Annotated in this window: 12 protein-coding genes; 7 read left to right on the top strand and 5 right to left on the bottom strand. The window is 70.8% G+C overall.

The genetic code is table 11. From position 1 onward, the window contains the following. Positions 1–45: 45 nt before the first annotated feature. From nudC to CAP40_RS03940, 3 genes are read right to left on the bottom strand one after another with little or no spacing between them, the layout of a single operon-like run. Positions 46–918, bottom strand: coding sequence for an NAD(+) diphosphatase (gene nudC, locus CAP40_RS03950; RefSeq protein ID WP_086128016.1), 873 nt, complete (start codon positions 916–918; stop codon positions 46–48). Then, positions 915–2,198, bottom strand: coding sequence for a serine hydrolase (locus tag CAP40_RS03945; RefSeq protein WP_086128015.1), 1,284 nt, complete (start codon positions 2,196–2,198; stop codon positions 915–917). The genes nudC and CAP40_RS03945 overlap by 4 nt, the downstream gene beginning before the upstream one ends. Beyond that, positions 2,186–3,241, bottom strand: a complete 1,056-nt coding sequence (locus CAP40_RS03940; protein ID WP_086128014.1) for an A/G-specific adenine glycosylase — start codon at positions 3,239–3,241, stop codon at positions 2,186–2,188. Before CAP40_RS03940 ends, CAP40_RS03945 begins: the two co-directional genes overlap by 13 nt. 27 nt (positions 3,242–3,268) lie before the next feature. Here CAP40_RS03940 and CAP40_RS03935 point away from each other — a divergent pair, with 27 nt between their 5' ends. From CAP40_RS03935 to CAP40_RS03910, 7 genes are all read left to right on the top strand, one after another. Continuing rightward, a complete protein-coding gene (locus CAP40_RS03935) occupies positions 3,269–3,802 on the top strand; it encodes a DUF721 domain-containing protein (protein ID WP_086128013.1) in 534 nt (177 codons plus the stop codon). Then, the gene (locus tag CAP40_RS03930) at positions 3,802–4,527 is read left to right on the top strand and encodes a thioredoxin domain-containing protein (RefSeq protein WP_086128012.1); all 726 of its coding nucleotides are present in this window, start codon (positions 3,802–3,804) and stop codon (positions 4,525–4,527) included. The genes CAP40_RS03935 and CAP40_RS03930 overlap by 1 nt, the downstream gene beginning before the upstream one ends. Positions 4,528–4,555: 28 nt before the next feature. Continuing rightward, positions 4,556–5,317 carry a thioredoxin domain-containing protein gene (locus CAP40_RS03925; protein ID WP_086128011.1) on the top strand — a complete coding sequence of 254 codons (762 nt, stop codon included), beginning with the start codon at positions 4,556–4,558 and terminating at the stop codon, positions 5,315–5,317. A 29-nt stretch (positions 5,318–5,346) separates the two neighbouring features. Then, the gene (locus CAP40_RS03920; protein ID WP_086128010.1) at positions 5,347–8,754 is read left to right on the top strand and encodes a chromosome segregation SMC family protein; all 3,408 of its coding nucleotides are present in this window, start codon (positions 5,347–5,349) and stop codon (positions 8,752–8,754) included. Position 8,755: 1 nt separating this feature from the next. Further along, complete coding sequence (locus tag CAP40_RS20350) at positions 8,756–8,902, top strand: hypothetical protein (RefSeq protein WP_179187889.1); 147 nt, start codon at positions 8,756–8,758, stop codon at positions 8,900–8,902. Positions 8,903–8,952: 50 nt separating this feature from the next. After that, the gene (locus CAP40_RS03915; protein ID WP_086128446.1) at positions 8,953–9,429 is read left to right on the top strand and encodes a hypothetical protein; all 477 of its coding nucleotides are present in this window, start codon (positions 8,953–8,955) and stop codon (positions 9,427–9,429) included. Positions 9,430–9,534: 105 nt separating this feature from the next. Next, complete coding sequence (locus tag CAP40_RS03910) at positions 9,535–10,521, top strand: D-cysteine desulfhydrase family protein (protein ID WP_086128009.1); 987 nt, start codon at positions 9,535–9,537, stop codon at positions 10,519–10,521. A 3-nt stretch (positions 10,522–10,524) separates the two neighbouring features. Here CAP40_RS03910 and CAP40_RS03905 read toward each other — a convergent pair whose 3' ends face one another. Together CAP40_RS03905 and CAP40_RS03900 are read right to left on the bottom strand one after the other, a co-directional pair. After that, the gene (locus CAP40_RS03905) at positions 10,525–11,535 is read right to left on the bottom strand and encodes a glycosyltransferase family 4 protein (RefSeq protein WP_086128008.1); all 1,011 of its coding nucleotides are present in this window, start codon (positions 11,533–11,535) and stop codon (positions 10,525–10,527) included. Next, complete coding sequence (locus tag CAP40_RS03900; protein WP_086128007.1) at positions 11,532–13,103, bottom strand: alpha-amylase family glycosyl hydrolase; 1,572 nt, start codon at positions 13,101–13,103, stop codon at positions 11,532–11,534. Before CAP40_RS03900 ends, CAP40_RS03905 begins: the two co-directional genes overlap by 4 nt. Between the last annotated feature and the right edge of the window lie 109 nt (positions 13,104–13,212).

Here is a 13,212-nt window from a genome sequence, read left to right as displayed (position 1 = left end):
CCGCCGAAACTCCCCTCCCTGCAAGGGAGGGGGAAGAGGGGGATACTAGCCCCCCTCCACCCAGGCCGTCAGCAGCGTATGGGCGATCGCATAGGGCGGCGGGCCCAGGAACGGCGCGGCAGGGTCGCGGGCCAGCACCAGCGCCGCTTCCGCGCGGGTGAACCAGCGGGCATCCTCGAGCTCGTTCGCATCGACGCGGATGTCGTCGTTCAGCGCCTCGCCGATACAGGCGACCATCAGCGATGCCGGGAAGGGCCAGGGCTGGCTGGCGACATAGCGGACCGCGCCCAGCCGGATCCCCGCTTCCTCGAACGTCTCGCGGCGCACCGCTTCCTCGATCGCCTCGCCCACTTCCAGGAAGCCGGCCAGCGCCGAATAGCGGCCCGGCGGCCAGCTCGGCTGGCGGCCGAGCAGCGCGCGGTCGCCATGCTCGGCGAGCATGATCACCACCGGCTCGACGCGCGGGAAATGCTCGGCGCCGCATGCGGGGCAGTGCCGCGCCCAGCCGGCATGGGTGATGCGGGTGGATGCGCCGCAATTGGCGCAGAAGCGGTTGCGGCCATGCCAGAAGACGAGTCCCCGCGCCGAGGCATAGTTGGCGGCATCGGGCGCGGCGAAGCGATCGAGCAGCGCAAACATCGCCGGCGAACGGCCCATCGGCACCGGCATCCCGTCGGGCAGCGCCGAGACGAAACGGGGCACGCCCTGGTCATGGCCGAGGAACAGCAGCGCGCCCGGCGCCTCCGCCAGGTCCGTCCAGGTCAGCCGCCCCTCCTCGTCGAGCACCGGATCGAGCCCGTCGAGCACCAGCAGGCGCGCGCCCGGATCCGCCAGCGCGGCGGCGAGCAGTTCCGGCTCGTGGCGAACCCGATCGGCACGATCGAGCGTGCCGCCGGTGAAGCCGGGCGCGCGCGTCACTTGGCGAGATCGGCGTAGATCGCCTTGGAGACTTCGCGCTTCAGCGGCGTATCGCCGAACAGGTTGATCATCCCCACGCCGCGCACCTTGTGCACCGGATCCACCCAGGCGATCGTGCCGGCAGCGCCGCCCCAGCCGAACGTGCCCTTGCCCGGGCCGCCCGGGACGTCGCCGAGATAGACCGAGCCGCCGGCGCCGAAGCCCATCTGGGCGCCGGTGTCCTTCGCGGTCTCGTTGAGGATCGACGTGTCGGCGCCCGCCGGAAGCAGGTTCGACATGGCGACGGCCACCGTCTCGGGCTTGAGGATACGGGCGCCGTCCAGCTCGCCGCGGTTCAGCAGCATGTGGAGGAAGCGGTCATAATTGCGGGCGGACATGACCAGGCCGGCGCCGCCATAGGGGAATTCGGGCTTCTTCAGATAGATCGACGTCGCCGCCGGATCGGCGGGCACGCGGGTGGTGCCCATGAAGACATAGTTGCTGGCGAAATTGCCCACCTTGTCCGCCGGCACCGTCCAGTAGCTCTGCTCCATCTTGAGCGGCTTGAAGATGCGCGTGTTGACGAACTGATCGAACGGCATGCCGCTGGCGACCTCGATCACCCGGCCGAGGATGTCGAGGCTGATCGAATAGCTCCACTTGGCGCCGGGCTCGGCGATCAGCGGCAGCGAGGCGGTGCGGTTGGCGAATTCCTCGAGGCTGCCCGGGCGGAGCGCCGCCATCTGGACTTCCATCTGCGCGTTCACCTGGGCCGGGTTGATGCCGAGCTTGTTGTACTCGTCGAGCAGCGGCCCCTTGGTGATGATGTTATAGCCCAGGCCGGCGGTGTGGGTGAGCAGGTTGCGCACCGTGATCGGCCTGGTCGCCGGGCGGCTGGTCAGGTCCTTGGCCGGATCGACCAGCACCTTCATGTTCTTGAACGCCGGGATGAAGTCGCTGATCGGCTGGTCCAGCTTGAGCTTGCCTTCCTCGATCAGGATCATCGCGGCGATGCCGGTGATCGGCTTGGTCATCGAATAGACCCGCCACAGGCTGTCGCGATCCGCTGTGTGTGCCGTCGCCTCGTCGGCGACCCGGCCTTCGCTGACCACGGTGACCGTGCCGTCCGGACGGCCGGCGAGGATGACGATGCCGGGCACCTTGCCTTCGGCGACGTAGCGCTTGGCGAGCGCGGTCTCGGCCGCGACATTGGGCACGGCGGGCGGCTTGGGCGCGGTCTGCGCGAAAGCCGGCGACGCCAGCACTGCCAAGCCAAAGCCGAAACCGATCAATCCGCGCATAGCCGCCTCCTGAATGTCCGTGCCGCCTTGGCGAAGACGGTGGGCAATCCGGCCGATTCCAGATCGGCGATCGGCCACCATTCGCCGGCGACGGCGGCGCCTGCATGCGACGGGATCGTTGCAGCCGCAAGTCCGACGTCGAGGTTGAAATGGGTGAAGCCATGGCCGACCCGCTCGTCGAGCAGGCGCCATGCGGCCGGAGCCGGCGCGCCGTCCAGGCCCGGCGGCGAATCGGCCCAGGGCCCGGTCGGCAATGCGCGCATGCCGCCGAGCAGCCCCTTGCCCGGGCGGCGGACGAGCAGCACCTGCCCCTCCCGCTCGAGCCAGAACATCGTGCCGTGGCGCCGGGGCTTGGCCGGCTTGGCGGGCTTGACCGGGAAACGCTCGGGCGCCCCGCGCGCGAATCCGGCGCAATGCTCGCGCAGGGGACAAAGCAGGCAGCGCGGAGAGCGGGCGGTGCAGATCCCGCTGCCCAGGTCCATCATCGCCTGGGCGAAATCGCCCGAACGCAGATCGGGCGTGACCGAATCGGTGAGCGCATAGATCCTGGCCCTGGCACCGGGCAGCACCTCCTCCACCGCGAACAGCCGCGCCACGACGCGCTCGACATTGGCGTCGACCACCACCGCGCGCCGGCCGAACGCGATCGCCGCGATCGCCGCCGCGGTGTAGCCGCCCACCCCGGGCAGTTCGCGCAGGCCCGATTCGCTGTCGGGGAAGCCGCCGCGTCGCGCCACTTCGCGGGCGCAGGCGAGCAGGTTGCGGGCCCGCGCATAATAGCCGAGCCCCGCCCAGGCGGCCATCAGATCGGCGTCCTCGGCCGCGGCCAGCGCTTCTACGCTCGGCCAGCGCGCGGTGAACTTGTCGAAATAGGGGATGACGCTGGCGACCTGGGTCTGCTGCAGCATCACTTCCGACAGCCAGACGCGATAGGGATCGGGCGCATTGGCGCCGGGCCGCGCGCGCCAGGGCAGGTCGCGGGCATTGCGGTCGTACCAGTGGAGCAGCGCGGAGGCGATTGCGCGAGGGGCGTTGTCGGGCACATGCCCCTATGGCATGGGTTGGCGGAAATGACGAAGCCCCCCCGCGCCACCACCCGCCAGCCGGCCCCCGCGCCGCAGCGCGCGCTCCGCGCCCGCCCGGTATCCGAGCTGCTGCCCGATGTCGGCCGCGCGACCTTCCGCAAGTTCGGCTTCGTCCAGCATTCGATCGTCAGCCGCTGGGTGGAGATCGTCGGCGAGCGCTATGCGCGCGTCTCGATGCCCGAATCGATCCGCTTCCCCCAGGGCAAGCGCGAGCAGGGCGTGCTCCACCTCGTCGTCGCGGGCGCGCATGCCCCGACGATGCAGCACATCGCGCCCGAGATCGTCGAGCGGGTGAACCGCTTCTTCGGCTATGCGGCGGTGGCCCGGCTCGCGATGCGCCACGGCGAAGTGAAGCGGCCGGAAAAGGCGGCGCCGCCGCCCAGCCTGAAGCCGCTGAGCGAAGCGATGGGCGAGAGCCTGCGCGGCATCGGCGACCCCGAGCTGAAGGCCGTGCTCGAGGCGCTGGCCGCCGGCGTGGCGGCGAGCGACGAGCGCCCCAAGATCGGCCGGATCGACTGATGCGGGCCCGGCTCCTGATCGCCGGCGCGCTGGCGCTGGCGCTGGCGGGCGGCGCATCGGCGCAGCAGGCCCGGAAACCCGCGGCAAAGCCGGCCGCGGCGCCGGACTGGGTCGCCACCGTCGCCATCACGCCGCAGGGCGGCTTTCGCCAGGGCAATCCCGATGCGCCGGTGAAGCTGGTCGAATATGGCTCGCGCGGGTGCCCCACCTGCGGGCGATTCGCCGCCGAGGGGGTGCCGCCGCTGCGCCGCGACTTCATCGCGAGCGGCAAGGTCAGCTACGAATATCGCGACTTCCTGATCCATGGCGCGCCCGATCTCGCCATGGCGCTGCTCAACCAATGCGTCGCGCCCGCACGCTTCTTCCCGGTGCTCGATGCGATCTACGCCAATCAGCGCCAGTTCGAGGACAAGCTCGCCGCGCTGCTCAAGAGCCAGCCCCAGCAGGTCGAGGCCTGGCAGAAGCTGCCGCCGCCCCAGATGGCGACGCGCCTGGCCGAGGCGCTGGGCCTGATCGCCTTCATGAAGACCCAGGGCCTGCCCGAGGCGAAGGCGCGCCAGTGCCTCGCCGATCCCAAGCGGATCGAACGCATCGCCCAGACCAATGCCGACGCGGTGAAGGTCCACCAGGTGCGGGCCACGCCCACTTTCATCGTCAACGGGCGCAAGGTAAGTGCCTATAGCTGGGAACGATTGCTGCCCGAGCTGTGGGCGAACGGCGCCTGACATCGCGATTTCTGGAGAAAGCAGACCTATGCGTATCAAATTGGCCCTGGCCCTGATTCCCGCGCTGTTCGCGCTCGCTTCCTGCGGCGGCGGCGGCACGGGCAACAGCTCGGCACCGGCTACGTCCTCGACGCCGATCGCCGCCGTCACCGCGCCCGCCGGCAAGGCCTGGGTCGACACGATCGGCAAGACCAAGGACGGCGGCTATATCCAGGGCAACCCGAACGCGCCGATCAAGCTGGTGGAATATGGCTCGCGCAACTGCCCCTATTGCGGGCTGTTCGGCCGCACCGCGCCCGAGCCGCTGCGCAAGAACTATATCTCGACCGGCAAGGTCAGCTGGGAATTCCGCGACTTCCTGATCCACGGCGCGCCCGACCTCGCCGCCGCGCTGCTCAACCAGTGCGTGCCCGACGAATCCTTCTTCAGCATGCTCGACCAGTTCTTCGAGAACCAGGACAGCTTCCTCACCCGCACCGAGCAGCTGGTGAAGACCAACCCGCAGCTCGCCCAGCAGCTCCAGCAGCTGCCGCCGCCCCAGGCCGCGGTGGGCTTTGCCGAGCAGCTCGGCATGATCGACTTCATGAAGCAGCGCGGCGTGCCCGAGGCCAAGGCGCGCCAGTGCCTGGGCGACCAGAAGAAGATCGACGAGATCGCCAAGGTGAACGCGGATGCGGCCACCGTGTACGGCGTGAACGGCACGCCGAGCTTCTTCATCAACGGCAAGAAGGTCGATGCCGGCTCGTGGGAACAGCTCGAGCCGCTGCTCAAGGCGGCGGGGGCGCGCTGATCCCCATGACGCTGCGGGGGTAGGCGAGCGTGCAGATCAAGCGGCTGCGGCTGACGGGCTTCAAGAGCTTCGTCGACCCGGCTGACCTCCGCATCGAGCCGGGGCTGACGGGGATCGTCGGCCCCAATGGCTGCGGCAAATCCAACCTGCTCGAAGCGCTGCGCTGGGTGATGGGCGAGACCAGCGCCAAGTCGATGCGCGGCGCCGGCATGGAGGACGTGATCTTCGCCGGCACCGCGACTCGCCCGTCGCGCGACTTCGCCGAAGTCTCCGTCCTCGCCGACCAGGTGGGCGAGGACGACGAGATGGAAGTCGTCCGCCGCATCGAGCGCGGCGCCGGCTCCGCCTATCGGATCAACGGCCGCGACGTCCGCGCCAAGGACGTCGCCCTGCTCTTCGCCGATTCGGCGACGGGCGCGCATTCGCCCGCGCTGGTCAGCCAGGGGCGGATCGGCGCGATCATCCAGGCCAAGCCGGGCGAGCGCCGCGCGATGCTGGAAGAGGCGGCGGGCATCGCCGGCCTGCACGTCCGCCGCAAGGATGCCGAGCAGCGCCTGCGCGCGACCGAGGCCAATCTCGCCCGGCTCGACGAAGTGATCGGCGACCAGGAGACGCGCGCCGCCCAGCTCAAGCGCCAGGCGCGCCAGGCCGAGCGCTATCGCGAGCTCTCGGACCGGATCCGCGTCGCCGAGGCACGGATGATCTTCGCGCGCTGGCGCGATGCGGCGGCGGCAGCGGATGCGGCCAAACGGGAAGCGGCCGCCGCCGAGGCGCTGGTCGCCGAACGGACCCGCGCGCATGATTCGGCGGTGGCGGTGCAGCAGGCGGCGGCGGAGAAGCTCGCCACGCTGCGCGCCGAGGCGCTGGCGGTGCGCGACCGGGCGAGCGAGGCGATGCACGGCCTCGCCACGCTGCGCGCGGACAAGGCCGCGGTCGAGCGGCGGATCGCGGAGGTGCAGGATTCGGTGCGCCGGCTGGACGAGGATCGCGGCCGCGAAGGCGCGCTCGCCCGCGACGCGGCCGAGGCGCTGGCCCGGCTGGAGGAAGAGGGGAAGGCGCTCGACACGCGCATCGCCGAGACGACCGCGCGCATGCCCAATCTCGATGCCGCGCTGGCCGAGGCGGAACGGGCCGCGCGCGATGCCGAGGTGGCGCTTGCCCAGGCGCTGGCCGCACAGGCCAGCGAAGCCGCCGAGGCCCGCGTCGCCGAAGCCGCGCTGGCGGCGGCGCGCACCCGGGCCGAACGCGCCGAACGCGATCGGGCGCGGATCGATGCCGAGCTGCGGGCCCTGCCCGATCCCGAGCCGCTGCAGGCGGAAAAGGCCCGCGCCGCCGAGGCCCGGGCCCAGGCGCTCCGCCAGGCCGAGAGCGCCCGCACCGGCCTGGCCCGCGCCGATGCCGAGGAACGCGCCGCGATCGAGGCGCGCAACCATGCCCAGGCGGCACGCGCCACTGCCCATGCCGAGCTCGCCCAGCTCGACAGCGAGGCGGCCGCGCTGGCCAAGGCGACCCGGCCTTCGGACAAGGACCGGCTGCTCGACAAGCTGAAGGTCGATGTCGGCTATGAACGCGCGCTCGCCGCGGCGCTGGGCGACGATCTCGAGGCCGGGCTCGATACCGGCGCCGAACGCTATTGGGCCGGCGCCGCGCCGCAGCCCGGCGATCCGGCCGCGCCGCCGGGCACGTCGCCGCTGGGCGCGCATGTCCGGGCGCCGGCCGGGCTGTCGCGCCGCCTCGCCCAGGTGCTGGTGGCGGAAGCGGATGACGGCCAGCCCCTCGCGGTCGGCCAGCGGCTGGTGACGCTGGGCGGCATCCTGCGCCGCTGGGACGGCTATGTCGCCAGGTCCGGCGGGGCGGCGGCGGCCGAGCGGCTGGTGCGGGTCAACCGGCTGGCCGCCATCGAGAAGGCGCGGCCGGCGGCGGTGCGCGCGGTCGAGGGCGCCGATGCCGAACTGCACCGGATCGAGGAGAATATCGCCGAGGCCCGGCGCGCCGCCGCGGATTGCCGCCGCGTGCTCGACCATGCGGAGAATGCCGGGCGCGAGGCAGGCCGGGCCGAGGACCGCGCCACCGCGCAGCTCGAACGGCTCGATTCGCAGCGCGCCGATCTCGACGCCCGCATCCGCCGCATCGCCGCCGAACAGGACGAAGCGGCGGCCGAACTGACCCGCGCCGAGGCCACCAAGGCCGCCCTGCCCGACGGCACCGAGACGCGTGCCCGCGTCGCCGCGCTCTCCACCGATGCCGAGGGCAAGCGCGCCGCCGCTGCTTCGGCCCGCGCCGAGCGCGGCACGCTGGAGCGCGAGATCGGCAGCGCGCGCGAGCGCCACGCCGCGGCGAGTGCCGAGGCGAAGGGCTGGAAATCGCGTGCGGGCGAGGCGGCGCGGCGCGCCACCGAAATGGACAAGCGCGCGGTCCAGCTTGCCGAGGAGAGCGAGGCGCTTGCCGGGCGGCCCGCCCAGCTCGACGCCCAGCTTGCCGAAGCCGAGGCCGCGACCGAGAAGGCGCGCATCGAAAGCGCCGCCGCCCAGGCCGCCGAGCGCGAGGCGGAGCTGGCGGTGCGCGAGACCGAGGGCGCGGTCCGCGGCGCCAACGAGATCCTCGCCCAGGCGCGCGAGGAACGCGCCGGCGCCGCGGCGCGTGCGGAGAACCAGGAGGCCCGCCGCATCGAGATGGGCCGCATCTCCGGCGAGCGCTTCGAATGCCCGCCACCGCTGCTGCCCCAGAAGGCCGGGTTCGACGAAGCCACCGTCCGCACGCCGGAGGACGAATCGGCCGCGCACGAGCGCCTGAATGCCGAGCGCGAGCGGATCGGGCCGGTCAACCTGGTCGCCGAGACGGAGCTGGCCGAGCTGGAGGCCGCCTTCACCACCAATGCCGCCGAGCGCGACGAGCTGGCCCAGGCAGTGCACCGCCTGCGCGGCTCGATCGGCACGCTCAACCGCGAGGGGCGCCAGCGGCTGCTCTCCGCCTTCGAAGCGGTCGACCAGCATTTCCGCCGGCTGTTCACCACGCTGTTCAACGGCGGCCAGGCGCATCTGGAGCTGATCGATTCGGACGATCCGCTCGAAGCCGGCCTGGAGATCATGGCGCAGCCGCCGGGCAAGAAGCTCCAGTCGCTCACGCTGCTTTCCGGCGGCGAGCAGGCGCTGACCGCCGTCGCGCTGATCTTCGCCCTGTTCCTCACCAATCCCGCGCCGATCTGCGTGCTCGACGAAGTCGACGCGCCGCTCGACGATGCCAATATCGATCGCTTCTGCGACCTGCTCGAGAAAATGACCGAGGAGACCGCGACCCGCTATCTGATCGTCACGCACAATGCCGCAACGATGAGCCGCATGCACCGGCTGTTCGGCGTCACCATGGTCGAGCGCGGCGTGAGCCGGCTGGTCTCGGTCGATCTCGGCGGGGCCGAGAGCCTGTTGGCGGCGGAGTAGAATGATCGAGCTTGTGATCGAGACCTGCCTCGATACGGCATATTGGGTGCTCGACCGGCGATATGGCCAGCTGGTCGCCTGCCTCGCCCTCCTGGGCGGCCTGGCGCTGATCGCGCTGCTCGTCGTCCTTCTCTGGTGGAACCTGTGATCGATACGCGCGTCGAACGGTTCGACAGGATGGGCAACAGGAGGAAATGCATGCGATCGAGCCTTTGGATCGGCATGGCCGTGGCGATGTTCGCCGCCGGCCCGGCCTTCGCCCAGGACAAGCCGCAATCGACCGGCGATCGCGCGGGCGAGATCGCCGAGCAGCCCGCCAAGGATGTCGGCGTGGTCAAGACCAAGGTTCCCCCGGTGCTCCAGCGCGCGGCCGCCGCGCCCTACAGCCTGTCGGGCCTGTCCAAGTGCGCGCGCATCGCGGCCGCGTTCGACGAGCTCGGCGAAGCGCTGGGCCCCGATTTCATCGGTGGGGTCGATCGCAAGAAGAGCCGCAAGGTCAAGGTCACCGGCGACACCGTGGCCGGGCTGATCGTGCCGTTCCGCGGCATCGTCCGCGAAGTCAGCGGCGCGGCATCGGCGCAGCGCGAGCTCAATGCCGCGGTCGATGCCGGCTTCGCGCGCCGCGGCTTCCTGCGCGGCGTCTATCAGACGCGTGGCTGCAAGCCGGCGCTCTAGCTGAGAATCCAGGCAGGGTTCGAACCTGTCTCCGTCATTCCCGCGCGGGCGAGGATGGCTATGATGCGCAGGAACCCTCAACGCGATTCTCTGGTGGCACCTTCGATGAACCTCGACGCATTCCCCCGCACCCCCCTGTTCGACGCACCGACCCCGATCCAGCGCCTGGAGCGCATCGAGGCGGCGCTGGGGCTGAAGGGCGCGCGCCTGTTCGCGAAGCGCGATGACCTGATGGGCCTGGGCGGCGGCGGCAACAAGCTGCGCAAGCTCGAGTTCCTGCTCGGCGCGGCGATCGACCAGGGCTGCGACACCTTCCTCACCACAGGCGCGCGGCAATCCAACCATGCGCGGCTGAGCGCGGCGGCGGCGGCGCGGATGGGCCTCGCCGCCGAGCTGATGCTGACCGACACGGTGCCGCGCGAGGACGAGGCATATCGGCACAACGGCAACCAGCTGCTCGACGGGCTGTTCGGGGCGACGGTGCACCACCTGCCGCGCGGTGCCGATGCGCTGGCAGCGGCGCATGCCCGGGCGGCGGAGCTGCAGGCCGGGGGGCGCAAGGCCTATGTCGTCGGCGCGGGCGGATCCTCGCCGGTGGGGGCGCTCGGCTATGTCGCCTGCGCGGAGGAGATCCGGGCGCAGGAGGTCGCGCGGGGGCTTTCGTTCGAGACGATCATCGTCGCCAATGGCAGCCATGGCACCCATGCCGGGCTCGCGGCGGGAATGGAGGATCCGCGGCGCGTGCTTTCCTTCACCGTGCTCGCCGAGCTGGCGGAAGCCGAGCGGGACACGCTGGCGCTGGCCAACGCGACGCGCGGCCTGCTGGGCGGCGCCATGCTGCGTGCCGAGGATATCCGGATCGACGGTTCGCAGCGCGGCAAGGCCTATGGCATCCCGACCGAGGCGATGCTGGCGGCGGTGCGGCTGATGGCGCGGCAGGAGGGGCTGCTGATCGACCCGGTCTATAGCGGCAAGGCGTTCGCGGGCGTGCTGGCGGGGCTGGCCGAGGGCCGCCTGACCGGCGACGTGCTGTTCGTGATGACCGGAGGCACGCCGGGGCTCTACGCCTATCAGCCGGCGTTTGCGGCCTGACCGTCAACCGCCGCCCAAGATCCGCCGGTACAGCTCGATATAGCGATCCGCCATCGCCTCGACCGAGAAATGCGCCGCCACCCGCGCGCGGCAGGCGGCGCGGTCGATCGCCTCCACCTGCCCGAGTGCCGTGATCGCGGCCCCAACCGAATCGACCAGCACGCCGGTTTCGCCGTCGGCGATCAGCTCGGGCATCGAACCCCGATCGATCGCGATCACCGGGGTGCCGCAGGCCATGGCCTCGATCACCGAAAGGCCGAAGGGCTCGTCGAAATTGATCAGGTGGAGCAGCACCTGCGCCTTGCCCAGCGCCCGCAGCCGCTCCGGCCCGCCCACCGGCCCGTGATAGACGATATGCCCGTCGAGAAAGGGCGCCACCTCCCGGTCGAAATAGCCCCGGTCCTGGATGATGCCGAAAAGGTTGAGCCGCCGCCCCGTGGCGCGCGCCACATGGATCGCCTCGGCTGCGCCCTTGTCGGGATGCATGCGGCCGAAGAACAGCAGGTCCTCGCCGCCATCCGCCTCGAACGGGAATTCGTCCAGGCGGATGCCGTGATGGATCGTCGCGGCATAGCGGAGCGCCGGATGCCGGTCGGCCGCGCTGATCGCGACATAGTGCACCCGGTCCTCGAACGGCTTGTACATCGGCAGGATGCGCGGGCTGGAGAAGCCATGGATCGTCGTCACCATCGGCGTGGCGACCAGCCGGGAAAAGGCATGGGCGGGGAAATCGGCCTGGTTGTGGATCAGGTCGAACCGGTCCGCCCGTTCGAACAGATGCGCGAGATGGGCATATTCCCAAACTTTCGCATCGATCCCGGGATCCTCCTCGTAACCGGCGGGCACCACGCCGTCGAGCCTGGCGGCGGTGATCGAATCCCGCGTGGCGAACAGCGTCACGTCGATGCCGCGGGCGACCAGCGCCTCGGTGAGCAGGCTCGTCACCAGCTCCCATGGCCCATAATGGCGCGGCGGCGTGCGCCAGGCGATCGGGGCGAGCATCGCGATCCTCATCCCAGGACATAGCCTTCATTGGCGGAGAGGAGCGCGGGATCGGTGCCCCCGCGCGCGGCGGCGAGCACGGTGAATTTCTCCGCCCATTCGGGAATGGCGAAGCCCTGGGGCCGGTCGCCGAGATTGAGCACCACCAGCAGCCGGTCGTGCCCCAGCCGGCGTTCCCAGGCGAGCAGATCGCCATGCGCCGCCACGGGGCGATAGTCGCCGAGCGCCAGCGCGGGACGGGCATGGCGCAGGGCCAGCAGCTTCTGGGTGAGCCGCCACATCGATGCCGGATCGCCGCGCTGCGCAGCGACGTTGCGCACGCGCCAGTCGGGATGGAGCGGCAGCCAGGGCGCGGCCGCGCTGAACCCGGCGTTCGGCGAAGCGTCCCAGGCCATCGGCGTGCGCACCGGATCGCGGCCCAGGCCGATGCCAGGATCGTTGAGCTCGCGCGGGTCCCGAATCAGGTCGGGCGGGATCGCCACGTCCTCCATGCCGATCTCGTCGCCATAATAGAGCGTCGGGGTGCCGCGCAGCGTGAGGAGCAGCATCATGGCCACGCGCGCCTGCGCCGCGCCGACGCGGGTGGCGATGCGCGGGCGATCGTGGTTGCCCAGCACCCAATTGGGCCACCCACCCGCCGGCAGCGCGCCTTCATAGGCATCGATGATCGCCGCCAGGCCGCGCGCATTCCATTCCGCGCCGATCAGCTGGAAGTTGAAGGGCAGGTGCACGCCCGGCCGCTCCACGGTCCCGTAATAGCCCATGAGCCTGGGCACCGGCAGATAGATCTCGCCGATCAGCACGCGCGCGCCATATTCGTCCGCGATCGCGCGCATCTCGGCGGCGATGTCGTGCACTTCGGGCTGGTCGGCCGAATGGAGCTGGTGGACCCGGGTATAGTCGGGCTCGCCCGGCCGCCACGCGGTGTTCACCGGATTGTCGGGCAGGTCGGCATGCTTGACCATGTGCCACAGCACGTCGATCCGGAACCCGTCGATCCCGCGCGCGAACCAGAAGCGCAGCACCGCCATCATCGCGGCGCGCACCGCCGGGTTGCGCCAGTTGAGGTCCGGCTGCTCCTTCAGGAAGGCGTGGTAATAATATTGGCCGGTCGCCGCGTCCCATTCCCAGGCCGGGCCGCCGAAATCGCTGATCCAGTTGTTGGGCGGCGCGCCGCCGGGCCCGGGGTCGCGCCAGATGTACCAGTCGCGCTTCGGATTGTCGCGGGAGGCGCGGCTCTCCTCGAACCAGGGATGCGCGCTGGAGCTGTGGTTGGGCACCAGGTCGAGCAGCACGCGGATGCCGCGTTCATGTGCCGCCGCCAGCAGCGCGTCGAAATCGTCGAGCGTGCCGAAACGCGGATCGACGTCGCAATAATCGGCGACGTCATAGCCGAAATCGGCCATCGGCGAGGGAAAGATCGGCGAGATCCAGATCGCATCGATGCCGAGCGCGTGCAAATCGTCGAGCCGCCGCTCGATGCCCTTCAGGTCGCCGATGCCGTCGCCGTTCGAATCCTGGAAGGAGCGCGGATAGACCTGATAGATGACGGCCGATTTCCACCATTGGTTGTCGGTCATTGGATGCGCTCTCCTTCAGCGCTCCCCTTCCGCTTGCGGGAGGGGTCGGGGGAGGGCGTGTCCTCGAGCGAAGCGACGCTGATAATCGACGGCCCCTCCCCTAACCCCT

Source organism: Sphingomonas sp. IBVSS2 (assembly GCF_002127225.1).
Lineage (GTDB): Bacteria > Pseudomonadota > Alphaproteobacteria > Sphingomonadales > Sphingomonadaceae > Sphingomonas.
The sequence above is the reverse complement of the archived record's forward strand: the minus strand, read 5'-3'. Positions and strand labels throughout refer to the sequence as shown.